Consider the following 20,629-nt stretch of genomic DNA (forward strand, 5'->3'; position numbering starts at 1 on the left):
GATAGCCTCTCTTGCTCTTTTATTTTCAAGGCTAGAAAGGAGAAAGCAGGAAATATGAAAACAAGTACAAGTCGCAAAGTTATAAAGGTCATTCTATCCCTCTTTCTAGTTTTTTTCTGTCTTTTTACAGCTGATAGGGTCCTTGCGAGTGACTACGATCATTATAATCCCATTGAAAAGGATGCCAGCAGTACGGGCTTTGAAACCTTGCAGCACCTCAACAAGGATGTTTGTGGTTGGATTAGCCTTGATGGGACCAAGGTAGACTATCCCCTCTTGCAGAGTCAGGACAATGTCAAATACCTTGACCGCAATGCTTTTGGCGATTATACTGTGTCAGGGTCTATTTTTCTAGACTATCGTTTTAATCCAAACTTTACTGACTTTAACACCATCATCTATGGTCACTCCATGGCTTCTGGTGCTATGTTTGGGGAGATTCAAAAATTTGCGGATCAAGATTTTTTTGAAATGCATCGCTATGGCTCTATCTACTACAATGGCCGTGAACGTGGTCTGGAGATTTTTGGGATTTTAGAAGTAGACGCCTATGACACGGAGATTTACCGAACTTTGAGTTCCAACGATGAGGAACACCAGGCTTACTATCAATATTTGCTAAGTAAAGCCAAGTACAAGCGAGATGTCTCCTTGACCTCAACGGACAAGATTGTTTTGTTAAGCACCTGTTTCCTTAACATTACCAACGGACGACATATCCTATTAGCTAAAATAACGGATGCACCAGTAAAAGCAGCCCAGGATAAAAGTGGAGAAGCTGTAGGGACGCGGTATTTCGATCAAGGGCTACCAACGCATTGGATTTATATCCTTGCCTTTCTTCTCCTGATTATCGTTATTTTACTCCTTGTTGTTATCATCCTAATCATGAGACGAGATAAAAAGACTAAAGAACAAAAGAAATAGTAGACGTCGGAAGCGTTTACTATTTTTTTCTTTCATGATAGAATAGATAGTGAAAATAATATCATAAGGATGATAACATGAAAAAAGCAATATTAATGATGACCTTTGGATCTCCAGAGGAGATTAGTTTTGAAGGAGTAGCAGAATTTTTTACAAACATTCGTCGTGGAGTTAGACCCCAAGACCACGAGATCCAGACTCTCTATGACAACTATGTCCTTATCGGCGGGACACCCTTGCAGCGGATTACACGTGAGGAGGTTGATTTAGTCAAGGAACGTTTAGGCGAGGAGTACGGTATCTACTTTGCCAACAAATTTTCTCGTCCCTTTATTCCAGACGTGATCAAGCAGATGGAAGCTGATGGTGTTGAAGAATGTATCTGCTTGATTTTGGAACCTCATTATTCTTTTTACTCAGTCATGGGGTATGAAAAGTTTCTGGAAAGCCAGCAGATCCGATTTTTAGTCATTAAGGACTGGTATCAACAGCAGCCTTTGTTGGACTTTTGGACAGATGAGATTAGAAAAATTTTACGAAACCATGTGGGAGAAGAATCTTTCAAGGTAATCTTTTCAGCCCACAGTGTTCCCATTTTTGCCTTGGACTATGGAGATCCATATATCGATCAGATTTTCGATAATAGCAAGCTAATCGCTGAACAACTCGGCCTAATGACAGACCACTATACCAATACTTGGCAGAGCGAAAGCGATATTGGAATCCCTTGGATCAAGCCAGATGTTTTAGAATATTTACGAGAACAAAAGCAACATCCCGAGCATTATATTTTTGTCCCGATTAGTTTTATCAGTGAGCACATCGAAGTCCTGTTTGACAACGATGTAGAATGTTATGAGTTGTGTCAAGAATTAGATGTCACCTACCATCGTCCACCTATGCCCAATACGGATAGCCGTTTAATTGACGCATTAGTTGCTACTGTAAGAGCCAATGAAGACAAAGAATTTAAAGCTTTTCTCCCAGAAGAAGAAACTTTTGATGAGTTAGCGCCTTCAGCAACTACCAAGGACATCATGGAGGAGACAGACGACCTTCAGATGCCAGAATTTGTCAAAAAGCTCATTGAGAAAAAAGGCCGTGAAAATGTGAAGATGCCGTACTTAATTAAGAAAATGCTCGAAAAGGCTGGGAAATTACCAAAAGAGTAAAGAAAAAAGGATTTAGCTTTAAGCTAGATCCTTTATCTGTTTTATTTTTTCTCAAGAAGAGCTTTGATTTCTTGAAGAACTTCAAGTTCAGTTGGAGCAGCAGGTGCTTCCTCAACCACTTCCTCTTTCTTACGAAGGTTTTGAGCTTTTTCAATACCTTTGATAACGAAGAAGAGAACTGTACCCACAACAAGGAAGTTGATAACAGCGCTTAAGAATTTACCATATGTAACACCATTCCATGCAAGCTCAGCGATGTTTTGTACTTTCGCAGCTTCCAAAGCTGGGTTCAATAGAAGTGGAGTGATGATATCGTTAACAAATGAAGTAACGATAGCACCAAATGCAGAGGCAATGATCACACCGACAGCAAGGTCAACAACATTACCACGAAGCAAAAATGCTTTAAGATCCTTTAACATTTTCATAAATTCCTTTCCTAATTTTCTGATTTATTATATCCTAAATTGTGACAAAAAGCAACTTGAACGCTCAAAGTGGTCAGTTGCCCCCTTTAAAAATATAGATTTTACTGAAAATATAATTTAAAATGATGATCAAAATTTGCGCTAGGATAGTTTCAACCGTATTAACTCTATCTATATTATATTCAACAAACTGGCCAATAATATCAGGAAAGGCTGTAACAAAGATATAAGTTAAAAGAAGGTCCAGTCCAAGAGTAGAGAGACGAGCTAAGAAAAACTTAGCTAGGCGAGTTAGCCAATTCCTTCTCTCTTGTTTAAAGACAATTGTATCATTTGTGAGAAAGGCAAAGAGAATCCCAATAAAATTTGCAAGGGCAGTTGCAAGGATTTCCTGGTGGCTGATATGGTAAATAACCAAACGTGATACAATAGAAACCAGAGTAGTAGCACCACCAAAAAATAGGTAGGAGAGGATTTCGTTATCAAAGAAAGCTTTTATTAGTCTTTTCATGATTTTAGTATAGCATAAAGCTGGCTAATGTGCTATACTAGTAAGGTTGATAATCTCAACCCTTGGTGCTTAGCTTCTTTCACCAAGCATATTTTACGCGGGAAACCGCTAAAGGAGAAAACATGAAAAAATTAACTGTTCGTGACATAGCAGATATTGCTATTGTTGCTGCTATTTATGTAGTTTTGACTATTACGCCACCAATCAATGTTCTTAGTTTTGGGGTGTATCAGTTCCGTATTTCAGAAATGTTGAATTTCTTGGCATTTTACAACCCTAAATACATCATCGGTGTGACGATTGGTTGTATGATTGCTAATTTCTTTAGTTTTGGTATAATTGATGTCTTTGTCGGTGGAGGTTCTACCTTAGTTTTCCTTAGTCTAGGTGTATGGCTCTTTGCAAAATACAGCAAAGATTACCTCTTTAACGGATTGATTCGAAAAGATCATTTCTTCTTTTCAATCCTCTTCTCCATTTCAATGATTACCATTGCAGCCGAACTTCATATCTTGACAGAAGCTCCCTTCTTCTTCACATGGTTCTCTACTGGAATTGGTGAGTTTGCATCACTTATAGTGGGAGCGATTTTGATTGGTAAACTGGGACAGCGAATCGATCTAACAAAATAAGAAGTTTATAAGCTAGATTCTTGATAAGTCTAGCTTTTTTCATTCCATAAATTAAAAGAGAGCGCTTGACAAGAACATAGAACTATAGTATACTTTTTAGGTAAGCTGATTTAGCTCAGTTGGCAGAGCGCATCCATGGTAAGGATGAGGTCGCCGGTTCAATCCCGGCAATTAGCATTAAATAGATACAAAAACCCTTATTTACAAGGGTTTTTGTTATGTCTGACCCAAATTTTTCAAAGATATTTCTTATGCACCTGTATAAATGAAGCAAAGAGTTTTGGCTGTTGACAAAAGTGACTCTATCTAGTAGAATAGTAGATGCGATGAGTCGATAGGCAGTCTTCGGAATGCTATTGAGCATAAGGAGGTCATAACGCAGGAGCGGACCTTGATGAGTTGTGTGAACCTGCTCATCACATGAAGATGCCTCTTAGTCCCTGGTCAATGACTAGGGATTTTTAATTTTCAGAAAATATAACCCAAAAATGCTTTTCAATTTCTGGAAAAAGTAGTATAATACATCTATTATAGAAATTTTTAGAAAATTCCGAAAGAGGTTATTTATGGGATATACAGTTGCTGTAGTCGGCGCGACAGGTGCTGTCGGAGCTCAGATGATAAAAATGTTGGAAGAATCAACACTTCCAATCGATAAAATTCGTTACCTTGCTTCTGCACGTTCAGCAGGCAAGACTTTGAAATTTAAAGACCAAGATATTACGATTGAAGAAACGACTGAGACCGCTTTTGAGGGTGTTGATATTGCACTCTTCTCAGCAGGTGGTTCGACATCAGCTAAGTATGCACCATACGCAGTTCAAGCTGGAGCGGTAGTAGTAGATAATACATCTTATTTCCGTCAAAATCCTGATGTTCCTTTGGTTGTTCCAGAGGTCAATGCTCATGCACTTGATGCCCACAACGGGATTATTGCCTGCCCTAACTGTTCAACAATCCAAATGATGGTGGCTCTTGAGCCAGTTCGTCAAAAATGGGGCTTGGACCGTATCATCGTTTCAACTTACCAAGCGGTTTCAGGTGCTGGTATGGGAGCGATTCTTGAAACACAACGTGAACTCCGTGAAGTCTTGAATGACGGTGTGAATCCACGTGATTTGCATGCGGAAATCTTGCCTTCAGGTGGTGACAAGAAACACTATCCTATCGCCTTTAACGCTCTTCCACAAATCGATGTCTTCACGGACAATGATTACACTTACGAAGAGATGAAGATGACTAAGGAAACGAAGAAAATCATGGAAGATGATAGCATCGCAGTGTCTGCAACATGTGTGCGTATTCCTGTCTTGTCTGCTCACTCTGAGTCTGTTTACATTGAAACAAAAGAAGTGGCTCCAATAGAAGAAGTGAAAGCAGCTATCGCAGCCTTCCCAGGTGCAGTTCTTGAAGATGATGTAGCTCATCAAATCTATCCACAAGCTATCAATGCTGTTGGTTCACGTGATACCTTTGTTGGTCGTATCCGTAAAGACTTAGATGCTGAAAAAGGAATCCATATGTGGGTTGTTTCAGATAACCTTCTCAAAGGTGCTGCCTGGAACTCAGTTCAGATTGCAGAAACGCTTCACGAACGTGGATTGGTTCGTCCAACAGCTGAGTTGAAATTTGAATTAAAATAGTCATATCGTTTAGGAGTTCAGATGAACTCCTTCTTTGAAATAGAGAGGTGTTTCTCATGTCTTATCAAGATTTAAAAGAGTGTAAAATCATCACGGCCTTTATTACCCCTTTCCATGAGGATGGCTCCATCAACTTTGATGCTATTCCAGCATTGATCGAGCATTTGTTGGCCCATCATACAGATGGAATTCTTCTAGCTGGAACGACTGCTGAGAGTCCAACTTTGACCCACGATGAAGAGTTGGAACTCTTTGCAGCTGTACAAAAGATTGTCAATGGACGTGTTCCTTTGATTGCAGGTGTAGGTACCAATGATACACGTGACTCGATTGAATTTGTCAAAGAAGTCGCAGACTTTGGTGGCTTCGCTGCTGGACTTGCTATCGTACCATACTACAACAAACCTTCTCAAGAAGGCATGTACCAGCACTTTAAAGCTATTGCAGATGCATCAGATTTACCTATTATCATTTATAACATTCCAGGGCGCGTGGTTGTCGAATTGACTCCAGAAACTATGCTTCGTTTGGCAGACCACCCAAATATCATCGGTGTTAAAGAATGTACCAGCTTGGCTAATATGGCTTACTTGATTGAGCACAAGCCAGAAGAGTTCTTGATTTATACAGGTGAGGATGGAGATGCCTTCCATGCTATGAACCTTGGTGCAGATGGGGTTATTTCTGTTGCCTCTCATACAAATGGGGACGAAATGCACGAAATGTTCACTGCCATTGCAGAAAGCGACATGAAGAAAGCTGCAGCTATTCAGCGTAAATTCATCCCTAAGGTCAATGCTCTCTTCTCTTATCCAAGTCCTGCACCTGTCAAGGCAGTTTTGAACTACATGGGATTTGAAGCTGGACCAACTCGTCTACCTCTCGTTCCAGCACCAGAAGAAGATGCCAAACGCATTATCAAAGTTGTTGTAGATGGCGACTACGAAGCGACTAAGGCAACTGTAACTGGTGTTTTAAGACCAGATTACTAACAAAGACAATAAAATCCATGACCGCAAGAACGATCATGGATTTTTCTTATTTTCCTAAACAGAATTGGCTAAAGAGTTGGGTAATGAGTTCATCAGGTGCGGCATCTCCAGTAATTTCTCCGAGAATTTCCCAAGTACGGGTCAAATCTACTTGAAGCAAATCAACTGGCATACCCAGTTCCAGCCCTTCGTTAACAGCTTGTAAGCTTTCGACTGCTTTTTCAATCAAGGAAATGTGACGGGCGTTGGACAAGTAAGTAGCATCTTGCTCGACCAAGCCAGCATTTTCAAAGAAGAGGTCATTAATTCGTTCTTCAATCTTATCAATGTTTTGGTTTTTAAGAACTGAAATACGGATGACATCTTCTGGAAGTTCAGAAGTTTCAATCGCTTCAGGCAGGTCAGTTTTGTTGAGAAGAATGATTCGATTAGTATACTGACTGATTTCTAAGAGTTGGCGATCTTGGGCGGTCAGTGGTTCACTGGCATTTAGCACTAGTAGCACCAAGTCAGCTTCCTTGAGGGCTTTTTTCGAACGCTCGACACCGATTTGTTCGACGATGTCATCTGTTTCCCGGATACCAGCTGTATCAATCAATTTAAGAGGAACACCATTGATATTGACGTATTCTTCGATGACATCTCGAGTAGTACCTGCGATGTCTGTTACGATGGCCTTATCTTCACGAAGGAGATTATTGAGAAGACTGGATTTCCCAACATTGGGACGGCCGATGATGGCAGTTGAAATTCCCTCACGAAGGATCTTACCGCGACGGGCTGTTCGAAGGAGATTGGTTAGCAACTGCTCAAACTCCATAGTCTTCTCGCGGACAACAGCAGTAGTGGCTTCCTCAACATCGTCATACTCAGGATAGTCGATATTGACCTCAACTTGGGCAAGCGTATTGAGGATTTCTTGACGAGTATTATTAATGAGGTCAGAAAGAGAACCGTCCAATTGTTTGACTGCAATATTCATGGCCTTATCTGTCTTAGCATGGATGATGTCCATCACCGCCTCAGCCTGTGTTAAGTCCACACGACCGTTTAGAAAGGCACGCTTGGTAAATTCACCAGGTTCTGCCAACCGAGCTCCTTCACGGATAGCTAGTTGGAGAATTTCATTGGTCACCGCAATTCCACCGTGGGTGTTAATCTCGATAATGTCCTCGCGAGTGAAGGTCTTTGGAGACTTCATAGCCCCAACCATAACCTCGTCCATGACCTTACCAGTTTGAGGATCAACGATGTGACCATAGTTGAGAGTGTGGCTGGCAACCTTACTCAAATCCTTGCCTTTAAAAATCTTCTGCGCAATGGCAAAACTGTCAGTTCCGCTCAGGCGGACAATACCAATGGCCCCTTCACCTAGTGGAGTAGAGATAGCAGCGATGGTATCAAATTCACGTGTAATCATACTAATTCCTTTTGTATTTCTTTTCTTAGGATATGTATCCAAACATCTCTTCAAATTGTAACAAATTTAGGTTATTTCTTCAATGGAAGCTACTTAAAGATTGAAAAAGCCTAAGCAATTCTGCTTAAGCTTGCTTATTTGGTACGCATTTCACCTTGAGGAAAATAGGTTCCTTCAGGCATGTCGTTGATAATGACATGAACAGCAGACTGAGGTGCTCCTGTGTTGCGGACAACTGCTTCAGTAACCTCCTTAGCAAGAGCTTTCTTTTGCTCGAGCGTACGTCCTTCAAATAAATCGATGCGAACAAATGGCATAATGGTTTCCTCCGTGGATTCTTTATTTCTTTATATTTTACCATATTTTGCCATTTAAAGCTTCAGAAAATTATGATATACTAGAATGTAGCAAAAATTTAGAAATGGACGTGAAATAGAAGCATGGCACAGTTGTATTATCGTTATGGGACTATGAACTCAGGTAAAACGATTGAGATTCTTAAGGTAGCCTATAACTATGAGGAGCAAGGAAAGGGAGTTGTGATTATGACTTCGGCTCTGGATACGCGTGACGGTGTTGGCTATGTGTCGAGTCGAATCGGCATGAAACGCCCAGCTATTGCGATTGAGGAAACGACGGATATCTTCGGCTATATCCTAGATTTACCTGAAAAACCTTACTGTGTGTTGGTCGATGAGGCTCAATTTCTCAAGCGTCACCATGTTTACGACCTAGCTCGTGTTGTTGATGAGTTAGACATACCTGTCATGGCTTTTGGTTTGAAGAATGACTTTCGCAATGAATTGTTCGAAGGTTCCAAATACCTCTTGCTTTTAGCAGATAAGATTGACGAAATCAAGACTATCTGCCAGTATTGTAAGAAAAAGGCGACTATGGTGTTGCGTACGCAGGATGGTGTGCCAGTCTATGATGGAGAACAAATTCAGATCGGTGGAAATGAAACTTATATCTCAGTCTGCCGTAAACATTATTTTGCCCCTGAAATCAATAAGGAGAATAAAGAAAAATGAACATCTATGATCAACTACAAGCTGTAGAAGACCGTTATGAAGAATTAGGAGAATTGCTGAGTGACCCAGATGTCGTCTCAGATACCAAGCGTTTCATGGAGCTTTCGAAAGAAGAGGCTTCTACACGTGATACGGTAACTGCCTACCGTGAGTACAAACAAGTTCTTCAAAACATCGTTGATGCTGAGGAGATGATTAAGGAATCAGGCGGAGATGCGGACTTGGAAGAAATGGCCAAGCAAGAGCTCAAAGATGCCAAGGCTGAAAAAGAAGAATACGAAGAAAAATTAAAAATCTTGCTTCTTCCAAAAGATCCTAATGATGACAAGAATATCATTCTTGAAATTCGTGGAGCGGCTGGTGGTGACGAAGCAGCACTTTTCGCTGGAGATCTTCTAACTATGTACCAAAAGTATGCGGAAGCCCAAGGTTGGCGCTTTGAAGTCATGGAAGCTTCTATGAACGGTGTCGGTGGTTTCAAAGAGGTGGTTGCTATGGTTTCTGGTCAATCTGTATATTCTAAGCTTAAGTACGAATCAGGTGCCCACCGTGTGCAACGTGTCCCTGTGACAGAAAGCCAAGGCCGTGTACATACTTCGACAGCGACAGTGCTTGTCATGCCTGAAGTGGAAGAAGTAGAGTACGATATTGATCCAAAAGACCTTCGTGTTGATATTTACCACGCATCGGGTGCTGGTGGTCAGAACGTCAACAAGGTTGCGACTGCCGTTCGTATCGTTCACTTGCCAACTAATATCAAGGTTGAGATGCAGGAAGAACGTACCCAGCAGAAAAACCGTGAGAAGGCCATGAAAATCATCCGTGCGCGTGTTGCTGACCATTTTGCTCAGATTGCCCAAGATGAACAAGACGCTGAACGTAAGTCAACAATCGGTACTGGTGACCGTTCAGAACGGATCCGTACTTACAATTTCCCACAAAACCGTGTCACAGACCACCGTATTGGCTTGACCCTTCAAAAACTAGATACCATCTTGTCTGGTAAATTGGATGAAGTTGTAGACGCTTTGGTTCTTTATGACCAAACACAGAAATTAGAAGAATTAAACAAATAATGAAACTAGCTCAATTATTTTCAGATTTTGAAGAAGAGTTGATAAGACAAGGAGAGGAAGCAGAAAGCCTCTCTTTTGTCTATCGTAGCTTAAAAAATCTCTCTTTTACGGACTTTGTCTTTGCCCTCCAGCAAGAGGTAACAGAGGCCGAAAAACAATTTGTAGAAGAAGTTTACCAGCAGTTAGCGGCCCACAAACCAGCTCAGTACATCATTGGACAGGCAGATTTCTTTGGAATGCAGTTAAAAGTGGATGAGCGGGTTTTGATTCCTAGACCTGAAACAGAGGAGTTGGTGGACCTTATCCTAGCTGAAAATCCTGAGAAAAATCTTAAGATCCTAGATATTGGGACTGGAAGTGGCGCCATAGCTCTTGGATTAGCTAAAAACAGACCAGATTGGTCAGTGACAGCAGCAGATATTTCACAAGACGCCTTGCAGCTTGCATCAGAGAATGCTAGAAATCAAAATCTTAATATATTTTTTAAAAAATCTGATTGTTTTGCAGAAATTTTTAAAAAATATGATATAATTGTATCCAATCCACCCTATATCTCTCGTGAAGATGAGTCAGAGGTCGGTTTGAATGTTTTGCATTCGGAGCCTCATCTAGCTCTCTTTGCAGATGAGGATGGCCTAGCTATTTACCGTAGAATTGCGGAAGATGCAAAAGACTATCTCACAGATGGTGGTAAGATTTACCTTGAAATTGGATACAAGCAAGGTCAAAGTGTTCCTTCGCTTTTTAGGAAACATCTTCCTGAAAAACGAGTACGAACACTCAAGGACCAATTTGGTCAAGATAGGATGGTTGTAGTTGATGATGGACAGGATTAGACAAGAGTTGGAAAAGGGCGGATCTGTTGTTTTGCCTACAGAGACGGTTTACGGTCTTTTTGCTAAGGCTTTAGATGAAAAATCTGTCGACCATGTTTACCAACTCAAACGTCGTCCTAGAGATAAGGCGCTCAATCTTAATGTTGCTTCTCTAGAGGACATCTTGCACTTTTCAAAGAAACAGCCAACTTATCTACAAAAGCTTGTAGAGGTCTTTTTACCGGGTCCCTTGACCATTATCCTCGAAGCCAATGACCGAGTTCCCTATTGGGTCAACTCTGGTCTTGCAACTGTCGGATTTCGGATGCCGAGTCACCCCATTACACTTGATTTAATTCGAGAGACAGGTCCTTTGATTGGGCCGTCTGCCAATATCTCGGGTCAGGCGAGTGGCGTGACCTTTGCTCAAATTCTAGAGGATTTTGACCAAGAGGTTTTGGGGCTGGAGGACGACGCTTTTCTAACTGGACAGGATTCGACGATTTTGGATTTGTCTGGAGACAAGGTGAAAATCTTACGCCAGGGGGCGATTAAGCGAGAAGATATTCTTGCACAGTTGCCAGAGATTTCTTTTGAGGAGGAATGAGATGCTAAGAAATTTGCAAGAAACAGATGTGAATGCTATATGTGAGATTAACCAAGAGGCTTTGGGCTATTCTTTTAGTTCAGAGGACACAGCTAGTCAACTAGCTAGACTGTCTCAGGATTCTCATCATTTCCTACTTGGCTATGAGGATGAGGTCAGCCATGTCCTACTTGGATATGTCCATGCTGAAGTTTATGAATCCCTCTATTCCAAAGCAGGATTTAATATTTTAGGCTTAGCAGTTTCGCCTCAAGCACAAGGACGAGGTATCGGTAAAAGCTTACTGCAAGGGTTGGATCAAGAAGCAAAAAGACGGGGTTATGGGTTTATCCGCTTAAACTCTGCTGATCATCGTCTGGGAGCTCATGCATTTTATGAAAAAGTTGGTTATACTTGTGATAAAGTGCAGAAACGGTTTATTCGCATCTTTTAGTATAATTTCTTAAACTAAAGGACCAGTCACACTATAAAGGAGAAGACCTATGATTTTTGATAAAGACGATTTTAAAGCATACGATGCTGATCTATGGAATGCTATTGCCAAAGAAGAAGAACGCCAACAAAACAATATCGAGTTGATTGCTTCGGAAAACGTGGTTTCCAAGGCTGTTATGGCAGCTCAAGGGTCTATCTTGACAAACAAATATGCCGAGGGTTACCCAGGACGCCGTTATTATGGTGGAACTGATGTAGTAGACGTGGTAGAAACTCTAGCTATTGAACGTGCAAAAGAAATTTTCGGTGCTAAATTCGCCAATGTCCAACCTCACTCAGGAAGCCAAGCCAACTGTGCAGCATATATGGCTTTGATTGAGCCTGGTGACACTGTAATGGGAATGGATTTGGCAGCAGGTGGACACTTGACCCACGGAGCTCCAGTTAGCTTCTCTGGTCAAACCTACAACTTTGTTTCTTACAGTGTTGATCCTGAAACGGAACTCTTGGACTTTGATGCTATCTTGAAACAAGCCCAAGAAGTAAAACCAAAACTAATCGTAGCGGGTGCTTCAGCCTATTCTCAAATTATCGACTTCTCAAAATTCCGTGAAATCGCAGATGCTGTTGGGGCTAAGCTTATGGTCGATATGGCGCATATCGCTGGCTTGGTTGCAGCTGGTCTTCACCCAAGTCCAGTGCCATACGCTCATATCACTACAACAACGACCCACAAAACTCTTCGTGGACCGCGTGGTGGTTTGATTTTGACAAATGATGAGGACCTAGCTAAGAAAATCAACTCAGCTATTTTCCCTGGTATTCAGGGTGGTCCTTTGGAGCATGTTGTCGCTGCTAAGGCTGTTTCCTTCAAAGAAGTTTTGGACCCAGCCTTCAAGGAATATGCTGCTAATGTCATCAAAAACAGCAAGGCTATGGTTGAAGTCTTCTTGCAAGACCCTGATTTCCGTATCATCTCAGGTGGTACTGAAAATCACCTCTTCCTAGTGGATGTGACTAAGGTTGTAGAAAACGGAAAAGTTGCTCAAAACTTGCTGGATGAAGTTAATATTACCCTAAATAAAAACTCAATCCCATACGAAACCTTGTCACCATTCAAGACAAGTGGTATTCGTATCGGATCTGCAGCCATCACTGCACGTGGATTTGGTGAAGAAGAAAGCCGTAAAGTTGCTGGACTCATCATTAAAACTCTTAAGAATGCAGAAAATGAAGCTGTCTTAGAAGAAGTGAGAAGTGCGGTCAAAGCGTTGACAGATGCCTTCCCACTATACGAGGACTAATACTTTTATGGACATTTATATTAAGAAAGCTATTATCCATCAGTTCAGCCCAGATGATACCGAGCTGTTTCTAGCGGATAAATTTCTCAATATCACTCCAAAAATCGAGGAATACCTACGTAAAAAAATCGAACGCGTGTATTCAGATGAAGCAAAGACTGGGATTTTCGAAGAAGAAAATCCCTTCTTCAATCACATCACAGATGATTTGTTGGAGACATCAGTAACACTGGCTAATCTTTGGAAAGAAGAGTTTAGCATTTCTGAAAATCTCAAGACCAATGACTTGATTTTTGTTCAGTTTTCTAAAGAAGGTGTAGAGCATTTCGCTTTCTTGCGAATTGCCCTGCGGGAAACCTTAACCCACCTTGGTGGAGAAGTTGATAATCCAATCAAGCTGACTCAGAATAACTTACCTGGATTTGGAACGGGGGCTGATGAGGCCTTGGTGGTCAATCTTCAAAGTCGAAAGTACCACCTCATCGAGAAACGAATCAAGTATAATGGAACTTTTTTGAACTACTTTTCAGAGAATATGCTTGCTGTCGCCCCTAAGATTTCGCCAAAAAAATCCATCAAGGAACTGGAAAAAACGGCTCAGAGAATTGCAGAGTCCTTTAACACAGATGATTTTCAATTCCAATCCAAGGTCAAATCAGCGATTTTCAACAATCTTGAAGAAAGCAATGAATTGTCACCCGAGAAATTGGCTAATGACCTTTTTGACAATAATCTGACGGCTCGTTTGAGCTTTATTGACCAAGTCAAGGAAGCCGTACCAGAACCAGTCCAGTTCGATGAAATTGATGCCAGTCGTCAGCTCAAGAAATTTGAAAACCAAAAACTTTCCTTGTCAAACGGAATTGAACTCATCGTTCCCAATAACGTCTATCAAGACGCCGAGTCTGTTGAGTTTATCCAAAATGACAATGGAACCTATTCTATCTTAATCAAAAATATCGAGGATATTCAAAGTAAATAATGTTTAAATTTATAAGAAGAGTGCTTGTGCTAGCAGTCTTCCTTTTCGCAGGATACAAAGCTTATCATATCCATCAGGATGTTAAACAAGTCATGACCTACCAACCCATGGTTCGAGAAATCTTGAGCGAAAGAGATACTCCAGCCAATGAAGAGTTAGTTCTCGCCATGATTTATACCGAAACGAAGGGAAAAGAGCGGGATGTCATGCAGTCTAGTGAGTCTGCTAGTGGCGCTACAAATACCATCAATGACGATGCCTCTAGTATTCGCCAAGGGATACAGACACTAACAGATAACCTCTATTTGGCACAGAGCAAAGGAGTAGATGTCTGGACCGCCGTTCAAGCCTATAATTTTGGACCTGCCTATATCGACTTTATTGCTCAGAATGGTAAGGAAAATACCTTAGTACTAGCCAAGCGTTACTCCCGAGAAACGGTCGCTCCAATCCTTGGTAATACTACTGGGAAGACCTACACCTATATCAACCCTATTTCTATCTTTCACGGAGCCGAACTCTATGAAAATGGTGGAAATTATTACTACTCGAGACAGGTACGCTTTAACTTGTACATCATGAAATTCTTTAATTTCTTTTAAGCATCTGGTTTGACCAGATGTTTTTCGCTATAAGCTTTCTTTAAGAATGTTTTATTACCCTAGAAAGGTAAAGGAGGGAATATCCCATGAGAAAGAAATTCTTTCTAACAAGTGCTGCAGTATTGTGGGCCGCAACAGCTATGACAAGCGTCCACGCAGCAACCGATGTTCAAAAAGTAATCGATGAAACCTATGTACAACCAGAATATGTCCTAGGTTCTTCTCTATCTGAAGACCAAAAAAATCAAACTCTTAGCAAACTTGGCTATGACGCATCAAAAGACACCAAAGATATCAAAACTATGACACCTGATATCTATTCGAAAATTATGAATGTAGCTAATGATGCTAGCCTACAGCTCTATTCGTCAGCCAAGATTCAAAAGCTGGGTGATAAGTCGCCTCTAGAAGTTAAGATTGAAACGCCTGAAAATATCACCAAGGTGACGCAGGATATGTACCGTAATGCAGCAGTGACCTTGGGAGTTGAGCATGCAAAAATCACAGTTGCAGCTCCTATTCCAGTTACAGGCGAGAGTGCCCTAGCAGGGATTTATTACTCGTTAGAGGCCAATGGAGCTAAAGTACCACAAGCCAATAAAGACTTGGCCCAAGAAGAGTTAAAAGCCTTGTCTGATATCAATGCTGAAAACAAGGACAAATCAGGCTACGATGCCAATAAGCTCAATGCGGCTATGACAGATATCAAGGCAGGGATCGCAAAGGCAAAAGAAGCCAAAGGAAATCTGACAGAGGAAGATGTCCGCAAAATCGTTGAAGATACCCTAAAAAACTACAAACTTGATCAGGTTATAACAGGAAACCAGGTCAATATCATCATCAATTTTGCCCTCAACCTCTCAAAGAGTGACATCTTGAACAATGCTGATTTCACCAAAACCCTAAATGACCTCAAGGAAAGCATTGTTTCCCAAGCTGGAGATAGCTTTAAAAATATCAACCTCAACTTTGATGCCAATAAAGCGCTAGAAGACGGGGGCAACTTCTTTAGCTCCCTTTGGCAAGCCATTGTCAACTTCTTCAAGAGTTTTGGTGCTTAGGTCATTTCATGATATAATAGATGGTAACAGAAATGTTGCCGTCTTTTTTTAGACCGATAGAAAGTGAAGAATATGTTAAAGAAAAATGATATTGTAGAAGTTGAAATTGTTGATTTGACCCATGAAGGGGCAGGAGTTGCCAAGGTAGAAGGCTTGGTCTTTTTTGTAGAGAATGCTCTTCCGACTGAGAAAATTCTTATGCGTGTCCTTAAAGTCAATAAAAAAATTGGCTTTGGGAAAGTTGAAGAATACCTTGTTCAATCACCTCATCGTAACCAAGATTTAGATTTGGCTTACCTGCGTTCAGGAATTGCTGACTTGGGGCATCTTGCCTACCCAGAACAGCTCAAGTTTAAAACCAAGCAAGTCAAAGACAGTCTCTACAAAATTGCTGGCATTAGAGATGTAGAGGTCGCTGAAACGCTGGGTATGGAACATCCAGTCAAGTACCGAAATAAGGCACAGGTGCCCGTTCGTCGAGTGAATGGTGTCTTGGAAACAGGTTTTTTCCGTAAAAATTCGCATGATCTCATGCCACTGGAAGATTTCTTTATCCAAGATCCTATGATTGATGAGGTAGTAGTGGCCCTACGCGACTTGCTCCGTCGTTATGATTTGAAACCTTATGATGAAAAGGAACAGTCTGGCTTGATTCGAAACCTCGTTGTGCGTCGTGGGCACTATTCAGGACAAATCATGGTCATTTTAGTAACAACTCGTCCGAAAGTTTTTCGAGTAGAGCAGTTGATTGAACAAGTCATCAAGCAGTTTCCAGAGATTGTCTCTGTCGTGCAAAATATCAACGACCAGAATACCAATGCTATTTTCGGTAAGGACTGGCGAACACTTTATGGTCAAGACTACATTACCGACCAAATGTTGGGAAATGACTTCCAAATATCTGGACCAGCCTTCTATCAGGTCAATACAGAAATGGCTGAGAAACTCTATCAAACAGCCATTGACTTTGCAGAGTTAAAAGGAGATGATGTGGTGATTGATGCTTACTCAGGAATTGGAACGATTGGATTGTCTGTTGCGAAACATGTAAAGGAAGTCTACGGTGTTGAAGTGATTCCAGAAGCCGTGGAGAATAGCCAGAAAAATGCTAGTATAAATGGCATCACTAATGCCCACTATGTATGTGATACAGCTGAAAATGCTATGAAGAATTGGCTCAAGGAAGGTATCCAACCAACCGCTATCCTAGTCGACCCACCAAGAAAAGGCCTCACAGAAAGCTTTATCAAGGCAGGTAGTCAAACAGGAGCAGACCGCATTGCCTATATCTCCTGCAATGTTGCAACCATGGCGCGTGATATCAAACTCTACCAAGAATTAGGATATGACTTGAAGAAAGTCCAGCCGGTGGATCTTTTTCCTCAAACGCACCACGTCGAGGCGGTATCACTGCTTGTACGAGCTGAGGCGTCAGCGAAGTAGAAGTAGATGCTCCGCCCATGGGATAGGACTCGTAGAATGAGGAGGGAAACCGACGAAATGATACGGTAAGTCCGAACCGCTGAGTGTGTAGCTCTGCTCGTCCGATCTGAGACAGTCGAAAAGTAGAAGGGGATGGTATTGGTATCAATCAATGAGTAACAAAGTAACAGCGTGATTCGAAACGTTTGCTTGTAATTTGCGGAGGAACATCAATATGGATGGAATAACAAAAGATTCTATAAAAACGGCTAAACTAATAAAACAATTATGGCCCCAATTGACCGATAAAGAAGCTTTTGATGAAGTAAAAAAATATACGAATGGCAAAAATACTGCAATCTTTACTGAAGTTGAAGGTGATACAATTGTAGGTCTAGCACTATGTTCACTTAGATTTGATTATGTTGAAGGTTGTAAATATAGTCCTGTTGGATTCTTAGAAGGGATTATTGTCGACGAGGAATATCGTTTAAAGAATATTGCTAAAAATCTCTGTACAAAATGTGAGGAATGGGCGAAAAATAAAGGATGTAAGGAATTTGCAAGTGACTGTACTTTAACGAATACGGATTCTATAAGATTTCATCTCAATATTGGATTTCAGGAGGCAAATAGAATTATTCATTTTAAGAAGATATTATAATTTCAGAACGTGGTCAAAATTTATGTATCTTTAGGAAGTGTGAAAAAATGGACGGACTACGAATTACTTTTCATTAGTTAAGAATATAGTAATGTTGTAAAGTTAATCGAGGAGTTATTGATGGAGTTTATTAGTAGGATAGCCATAAATAAAGGCTGGTCAGATGATAAAAAATATTGTGTGACAGATCAAAATCAGCAAAAATATTTCTTGCGTATTTCTGATAAAGAGAAGTTAGATTCTAAGAAAATTGAATTTGATATAATGGAGAAAGTTGCTTCTCTTGGAGTTCATATGTGTAAACCGATTAAATTTGAACTCTGTGGTGACGAAGTACATTCTATACACGAGTGGATAGACGGAAAAGTTGCAATGGATACCATTTTAACTTATTCAGAAAACCAACAATACACTTACGGGATAGAAACAGGAAGGTTACTTAGAAAAATTCATACAATTCCTGCTACAGAAGTTTATGAAGACTGGGAAATCTTTTTTAATCGAAAAATTGATGATAAAATCTCCAAATACAAAGAATGTCCTGTCCAATATGAAAGCGGTCATGTCTTTATTGATTTTTTGAATGAAAACCGTGAACTACTAAAGAATAGACCCCAAGTTTTGCAACATGGTGATTATCATATTGGAAATTTCATGATTGGAGAAGATCGAGAGATTTATGTGATTGACTTTGATCGTTTTGATGTTGGAGATCCTTGGGAGGAGTTCAATCGTATTGTGTGGTCAGCTCAAGTATCTCCCGCTTTCGCATCTGGTATGATAGATGGATACTTTGATGATAAGGTCCCAGATTTATTTTGGAAACTTCTTGCTGTTTACATTCTAAGTAACTTAATTGGAGCACTTCCATGGGCTATTCCTTATGGAGAAGAAGAAGTATCAGTAATGCAAAATCAAGCTAAGGAAATTTTGGAATGGTATGATGATATGAAACAAATCATTCCTAGTTGGTATTTGATTGATAAAAAGACTGAAGAATAAAAGGGTTTAAATATTAATTTGAAAAAATATCAAGATTATTTGCTCATATTATAACGAATTCAATTCTTTATTAATACCTATCGAGAATTATCTTGAAACTTTGAATGTTGTTTCGGGGTCAAGTTACATGAAAGAATATATTTTAAATTTGGAAAAAGAATTTTCTTTAATAGAAAATGGGTTCAAAGAAGAAGAGAAGAGAGCTCTTTCTGACTATCAATCAAACGATATTGCGTATATCAAAGAATTAGCATTTCTAGCCTTTAAATCCAATGTATATCAAGTTAGAATGTACAGTGTATTTCTTTTTGGATACTTATCAGAACAAGATGATATTTCAGCATTTCTGCGAGATAAAGTTTCAAAAGATGATAATTGGAGAGTTCAGGAAGTATTGGCGAAAGCATTTGATGAATTTTGCAAAAAAATAGGATATGAAAAAGCACTTCCAGTGATTGATGAATGGTTAAAAAATACCAATCCTAATACAAGGAGAGCAGTAACAGAGGGATTAAGAATATGGACGAGTAGACCATATTTCAAGGATAATCCAGATGAAGCTATTAAACGAATCGCAACATTAAAAGAAGATTCTAGTGAATATGTTAGAAAATCAGTTGGTAATGCTTTGAGAGATATTAGCAAAAAATTTCCAGAGTTGATCAAAGAAGAACTTGATAGTTGGGACGTTAAAAGTAAAGAGATTCAAAAGGTTTACAAGTTAGCAAGTAAATTTATTAAGTGACAATTATCAGCTATAAAGTTTGAAAAATGCTAACTATAAAATATTTTCATTCTAAAGTTTAATGTTAAATAACAACTCAGTCACTTTCGTTCTAAATATAGAAGTTTGCGAGCACCACATATTGAGGTGGTATCACTGCTTGTACAAGCTGATTAAACATGGGTGTAGCTAGTGAAAGTTCTACAGTAAGGAGTTTAAACATGAAATTCCATGAATTTGGTGATAAGAATTTGCCTCCTATTTTACTGATACATGGTGGTGGAAGTTCTTGGTGGAATTATCTTCGTCAAGCACGAATCTTGTCAGAAGAATACCGTATAATTCTACCCACTTTGAATGGCCACGGCGAGGAATATCAACTTGATTATGTTTCTACTGAAGATTCTGCTTTGGAGATTCTAGACTATATCAAAGCAAACTGTGGTGGGAAATTGTTTGCAATCGGTGGTGTTTCACTTGGTGGTCAAATTGCCATAGAGCTTTTGTCTTTAGACAGTGAAATTGCTGAGAATGCCATCATAGATGGAAGGCTCTGTATTCCTCAACCAAGGTTAGCTAAAATCAGCATCTTTCTAGTGTCTCTATTTGGTAAATTGATGTTCAATAAATTCTCTTGCAAACTTCAGTTAAGCATGATGAACAAACTCTATCCTAAACTGGCTTATCCAGAGGAAATAAAAGCTTATTATTTGGAGGATTTGCCAAGAACCCCTGTCAAAACATTGGTGACCATTTACAAAAACTATATGGGATGTTACAAGCTGAAAGATATGATTTCTGCTAGCAAGGCTCAGGTTCTGTATATCTATGGTGAAAAAGAATTGAACTGTGTGAAAGAATCAGCGAAATTATTTCATCAGCTACATTCAAATACAATTTTGTATGAAGCAAAGGGCTATAATCACGGCTATTTATCAGCTTACCTGCCTTATGAGTGGATTGATTTGGTAGCGCCATTTTTAAAGAGTGACTCATTAGAAATGTGTAACGAATCAGATATGCCATAAGGGGGAATACCATGCTAGGAGCAATTATTGGAGATTTTGTAGGTTCAGTTTACGAATGGAACAATATCAAAACGAAGGATTTTCCTTTATTTTGTGAGGATTGTTTTTTCACGAATGATACGGTAAGTCCGAACCGCTGAGTGTGTGAGTT

24 protein-coding genes, 1 tRNA gene and 1 riboswitch are annotated in these 20,629 nt (G+C 40.0%); of the genes, 21 read left to right on the forward strand and 4 right to left on the reverse strand.

What is annotated here, in order from left to right; translation table 11 throughout:
* Positions 1–54 precede the first annotated feature (54 nt).
* Positions 55–927, forward strand: a complete 873-nt coding sequence (gene srtB, locus O3652_RS02140) for a class B sortase (protein WP_125413191.1) — start codon at positions 55–57, stop codon at positions 925–927.
* A gap of 77 nt (positions 928–1,004) precedes the next feature.
* Positions 1,005–2,099 carry a ferrochelatase gene (gene hemH, locus O3652_RS02145; protein WP_002882395.1) on the forward strand — a complete coding sequence of 365 codons (1,095 nt, stop codon included), beginning with the start codon at positions 1,005–1,007 and terminating at the stop codon, positions 2,097–2,099.
* 41 nt (positions 2,100–2,140) lie between these two features.
* Here hemH and mscL read toward each other — a convergent pair whose 3' ends face one another.
* The gene (mscL, locus tag O3652_RS02150; protein WP_025170998.1) at positions 2,141–2,521 is read right to left on the reverse strand and encodes a large conductance mechanosensitive channel protein MscL; all 381 of its coding nucleotides are present in this window, start codon (positions 2,519–2,521) and stop codon (positions 2,141–2,143) included.
* 79 nt (positions 2,522–2,600) lie between these two features.
* Positions 2,601–3,038, reverse strand: coding sequence for a GtrA family protein (locus O3652_RS02155; RefSeq protein ID WP_070567882.1), 438 nt, complete (start codon positions 3,036–3,038; stop codon positions 2,601–2,603).
* A 28-nt stretch (positions 3,039–3,066) separates the two neighbouring features.
* A riboswitch (PreQ1 riboswitch) is annotated at positions 3,067–3,163 on the forward strand.
* Here O3652_RS02155 and O3652_RS02160 point away from each other — a divergent pair.
* The 4 genes from O3652_RS02160 (at position 3,161) to dapA (ending at position 6,305) form a co-directional block, all read left to right on the forward strand.
* Positions 3,161–3,670 carry a QueT transporter family protein gene (locus O3652_RS02160; protein WP_070567884.1) on the forward strand — a complete coding sequence of 170 codons (510 nt, stop codon included), beginning with the start codon at positions 3,161–3,163 and terminating at the stop codon, positions 3,668–3,670. Its footprint overlaps the riboswitch before it by 3 nt.
* 104 nt (positions 3,671–3,774) lie before the next feature.
* Positions 3,775–3,847: transfer RNA gene (locus O3652_RS02165), tRNA-Thr, on the forward strand.
* 389 nt (positions 3,848–4,236) lie between these two features.
* A complete protein-coding gene (locus O3652_RS02170) occupies positions 4,237–5,313 on the forward strand; it encodes an aspartate-semialdehyde dehydrogenase (protein WP_000542494.1) in 1,077 nt (358 codons plus the stop codon).
* Positions 5,314–5,369: 56 nt separating this feature from the next.
* Positions 5,370–6,305 carry a 4-hydroxy-tetrahydrodipicolinate synthase gene (dapA, locus tag O3652_RS02175; RefSeq protein ID WP_000121600.1) on the forward strand — a complete coding sequence of 312 codons (936 nt, stop codon included), beginning with the start codon at positions 5,370–5,372 and terminating at the stop codon, positions 6,303–6,305.
* Positions 6,306–6,351: 46 nt separating this feature from the next.
* On the opposite strand, the gene mnmE is transcribed toward dapA, so the two are convergent.
* Both mnmE and O3652_RS02185 read right to left on the reverse strand, forming a co-directional pair.
* Positions 6,352–7,725: a tRNA uridine-5-carboxymethylaminomethyl(34) synthesis GTPase MnmE gene (gene mnmE / locus O3652_RS02180; protein ID WP_125413192.1), complete on the reverse strand. Its 1,374-nt coding sequence runs from the start codon at positions 7,723–7,725 to the stop codon at positions 6,352–6,354.
* A 134-nt stretch (positions 7,726–7,859) separates the two neighbouring features.
* Positions 7,860–8,042, reverse strand: a complete 183-nt coding sequence (locus tag O3652_RS02185; RefSeq protein ID WP_001117401.1) for a 4-oxalocrotonate tautomerase — start codon at positions 8,040–8,042, stop codon at positions 7,860–7,862.
* Positions 8,043–8,165: 123 nt separating this feature from the next.
* Here O3652_RS02185 and O3652_RS02190 point away from each other — a divergent pair, with 123 nt between their 5' ends.
* The 15 genes from O3652_RS02190 (at position 8,166) to O3652_RS02260 (ending at position 20,618) form a co-directional block, all read left to right on the forward strand.
* Positions 8,166–8,756, forward strand: coding sequence for a thymidine kinase (locus O3652_RS02190; protein ID WP_061587083.1), 591 nt, complete (start codon positions 8,166–8,168; stop codon positions 8,754–8,756).
* The gene (prfA, locus tag O3652_RS02195) at positions 8,753–9,832 is read left to right on the forward strand and encodes a peptide chain release factor 1 (protein ID WP_001028815.1); all 1,080 of its coding nucleotides are present in this window, start codon (positions 8,753–8,755) and stop codon (positions 9,830–9,832) included. Before O3652_RS02190 ends, prfA begins: the two co-directional genes overlap by 4 nt.
* A complete protein-coding gene (gene prmC, locus O3652_RS02200) occupies positions 9,832–10,668 on the forward strand; it encodes a peptide chain release factor N(5)-glutamine methyltransferase (RefSeq protein ID WP_125413193.1) in 837 nt (278 codons plus the stop codon). The genes prfA and prmC overlap by 1 nt, the downstream gene beginning before the upstream one ends.
* Positions 10,652–11,254 carry an L-threonylcarbamoyladenylate synthase gene (locus tag O3652_RS02205; RefSeq protein ID WP_125413194.1) on the forward strand — a complete coding sequence of 201 codons (603 nt, stop codon included), beginning with the start codon at positions 10,652–10,654 and terminating at the stop codon, positions 11,252–11,254. The genes prmC and O3652_RS02205 overlap by 17 nt, the downstream gene beginning before the upstream one ends.
* Position 11,255: 1 nt before the next feature.
* Positions 11,256–11,687, forward strand: coding sequence for a GNAT family N-acetyltransferase (locus O3652_RS02210; RefSeq protein WP_000945729.1), 432 nt, complete (start codon positions 11,256–11,258; stop codon positions 11,685–11,687).
* Positions 11,688–11,736: 49 nt separating this feature from the next.
* Positions 11,737–12,993 carry a serine hydroxymethyltransferase gene (gene glyA, locus O3652_RS02215; RefSeq protein ID WP_268702542.1) on the forward strand — a complete coding sequence of 419 codons (1,257 nt, stop codon included), beginning with the start codon at positions 11,737–11,739 and terminating at the stop codon, positions 12,991–12,993.
* Between the two features lie 7 nt (positions 12,994–13,000).
* Positions 13,001–13,975 carry a nucleoid-associated protein gene (locus tag O3652_RS02220; RefSeq protein ID WP_070838735.1) on the forward strand — a complete coding sequence of 325 codons (975 nt, stop codon included), beginning with the start codon at positions 13,001–13,003 and terminating at the stop codon, positions 13,973–13,975.
* Entirely contained in the window at positions 13,975–14,577 is a 603-nt protein-coding gene (locus O3652_RS02225; RefSeq protein WP_045591399.1) for a lysozyme family protein, read from the forward strand. Before O3652_RS02220 ends, O3652_RS02225 begins: the two co-directional genes overlap by 1 nt.
* An 86-nt stretch (positions 14,578–14,663) precedes the next feature.
* Positions 14,664–15,638, forward strand: a complete 975-nt coding sequence (locus O3652_RS02230) for a DUF1002 domain-containing protein (protein WP_125413197.1) — start codon at positions 14,664–14,666, stop codon at positions 15,636–15,638.
* Positions 15,639–15,710: 72 nt separating this feature from the next.
* Complete coding sequence (gene rlmD, locus O3652_RS02235) at positions 15,711–17,081, forward strand: 23S rRNA (uracil(1939)-C(5))-methyltransferase RlmD (protein WP_125413198.1); 1,371 nt, start codon at positions 15,711–15,713, stop codon at positions 17,079–17,081.
* Between the two features lie 214 nt (positions 17,082–17,295).
* Positions 17,296–17,724, forward strand: coding sequence for an aminoglycoside 6'-N-acetyltransferase (aac(6'), locus tag O3652_RS02240; protein ID WP_371590026.1), 429 nt, complete (start codon positions 17,296–17,298; stop codon positions 17,722–17,724).
* A 120-nt stretch (positions 17,725–17,844) separates the two neighbouring features.
* Positions 17,845–18,726 (forward strand): aminoglycoside phosphotransferase family protein, encoded by an 882-nt coding sequence (locus O3652_RS02245; protein WP_000394420.1) that lies wholly within the window; start codon positions 17,845–17,847, stop codon positions 18,724–18,726.
* 127 nt (positions 18,727–18,853) lie between these two features.
* Positions 18,854–19,471 carry a HEAT repeat domain-containing protein gene (locus tag O3652_RS02250; protein WP_125413201.1) on the forward strand — a complete coding sequence of 206 codons (618 nt, stop codon included), beginning with the start codon at positions 18,854–18,856 and terminating at the stop codon, positions 19,469–19,471.
* 200 nt (positions 19,472–19,671) lie between these two features.
* On the forward strand, positions 19,672–20,478 hold the full coding sequence (locus tag O3652_RS02255; protein ID WP_125413202.1) for an alpha/beta fold hydrolase: 807 nt from the start codon (positions 19,672–19,674) through the stop codon (positions 20,476–20,478).
* Between the two features lie 11 nt (positions 20,479–20,489).
* Entirely contained in the window at positions 20,490–20,618 is a 129-nt protein-coding gene (locus O3652_RS02260; protein ID WP_125413203.1) for an ADP-ribosylglycohydrolase, read from the forward strand.
* Positions 20,619–20,629 lie beyond the last annotated feature (11 nt).

Origin of the sequence: Streptococcus sp. 27098_8_23 (assembly GCF_041432195.1) — a bacterium.
GTDB lineage: Bacteria > Bacillota > Bacilli > Lactobacillales > Streptococcaceae > Streptococcus.

Excerpts from the sequence above, each read along its gene's own strand:
- srtB (WP_125413191.1), top strand. The coding sequence starts at position 55 with ATGAAAACAAGTACAAGTCGCAAAGTTATAAAGGTCATTCTATCCCTC.
- hemH (WP_002882395.1), top strand. The coding sequence starts at position 1,005 with ATGAAAAAAGCAATATTAATGATGACCTTTGGATCTCCAGAGGAGATT.
- mscL (WP_025170998.1), bottom strand. The coding sequence starts at position 2,521 with ATGTTAAAGGATCTTAAAGCATTTTTGCTTCGTGGTAATGTTGTTGAC.
- O3652_RS02155 (WP_070567882.1), bottom strand. The coding sequence starts at position 3,038 with ATGAAAAGACTAATAAAAGCTTTCTTTGATAACGAAATCCTCTCCTAC.
- O3652_RS02160 (WP_070567884.1), top strand. The coding sequence starts at position 3,161 with ATGAAAAAATTAACTGTTCGTGACATAGCAGATATTGCTATTGTTGCT.
- O3652_RS02170 (WP_000542494.1), top strand. The coding sequence starts at position 4,237 with ATGGGATATACAGTTGCTGTAGTCGGCGCGACAGGTGCTGTCGGAGCT.
- dapA (WP_000121600.1), top strand. The coding sequence starts at position 5,370 with ATGTCTTATCAAGATTTAAAAGAGTGTAAAATCATCACGGCCTTTATT.
- mnmE (WP_125413192.1), bottom strand. The coding sequence starts at position 7,725 with ATGATTACACGTGAATTTGATACCATCGCTGCTATCTCTACTCCACTA.
- O3652_RS02185 (WP_001117401.1), bottom strand. The coding sequence starts at position 8,042 with ATGCCATTTGTTCGCATCGATTTATTTGAAGGACGTACGCTCGAGCAA.
- O3652_RS02190 (WP_061587083.1), top strand. The coding sequence starts at position 8,166 with ATGGCACAGTTGTATTATCGTTATGGGACTATGAACTCAGGTAAAACG.
- prfA (WP_001028815.1), top strand. The coding sequence starts at position 8,753 with ATGAACATCTATGATCAACTACAAGCTGTAGAAGACCGTTATGAAGAA.
- prmC (WP_125413193.1), top strand. The coding sequence starts at position 9,832 with ATGAAACTAGCTCAATTATTTTCAGATTTTGAAGAAGAGTTGATAAGA.
- O3652_RS02205 (WP_125413194.1), top strand. The coding sequence starts at position 10,652 with ATGATGGACAGGATTAGACAAGAGTTGGAAAAGGGCGGATCTGTTGTT.
- O3652_RS02210 (WP_000945729.1), top strand. The coding sequence starts at position 11,256 with ATGCTAAGAAATTTGCAAGAAACAGATGTGAATGCTATATGTGAGATT.
- glyA (WP_268702542.1), top strand. The coding sequence starts at position 11,737 with ATGATTTTTGATAAAGACGATTTTAAAGCATACGATGCTGATCTATGG.
- O3652_RS02220 (WP_070838735.1), top strand. The coding sequence starts at position 13,001 with ATGGACATTTATATTAAGAAAGCTATTATCCATCAGTTCAGCCCAGAT.
- O3652_RS02225 (WP_045591399.1), top strand. The coding sequence starts at position 13,975 with ATGTTTAAATTTATAAGAAGAGTGCTTGTGCTAGCAGTCTTCCTTTTC.
- O3652_RS02230 (WP_125413197.1), top strand. The coding sequence starts at position 14,664 with ATGAGAAAGAAATTCTTTCTAACAAGTGCTGCAGTATTGTGGGCCGCA.
- rlmD (WP_125413198.1), top strand. The coding sequence starts at position 15,711 with ATGTTAAAGAAAAATGATATTGTAGAAGTTGAAATTGTTGATTTGACC.
- O3652_RS02245 (WP_000394420.1), top strand. The coding sequence starts at position 17,845 with ATGGAGTTTATTAGTAGGATAGCCATAAATAAAGGCTGGTCAGATGAT.
- O3652_RS02250 (WP_125413201.1), top strand. The coding sequence starts at position 18,854 with ATGAAAGAATATATTTTAAATTTGGAAAAAGAATTTTCTTTAATAGAA.
- O3652_RS02255 (WP_125413202.1), top strand. The coding sequence starts at position 19,672 with ATGAAATTCCATGAATTTGGTGATAAGAATTTGCCTCCTATTTTACTG.
- O3652_RS02260 (WP_125413203.1), top strand. The coding sequence starts at position 20,490 with ATGCTAGGAGCAATTATTGGAGATTTTGTAGGTTCAGTTTACGAATGG.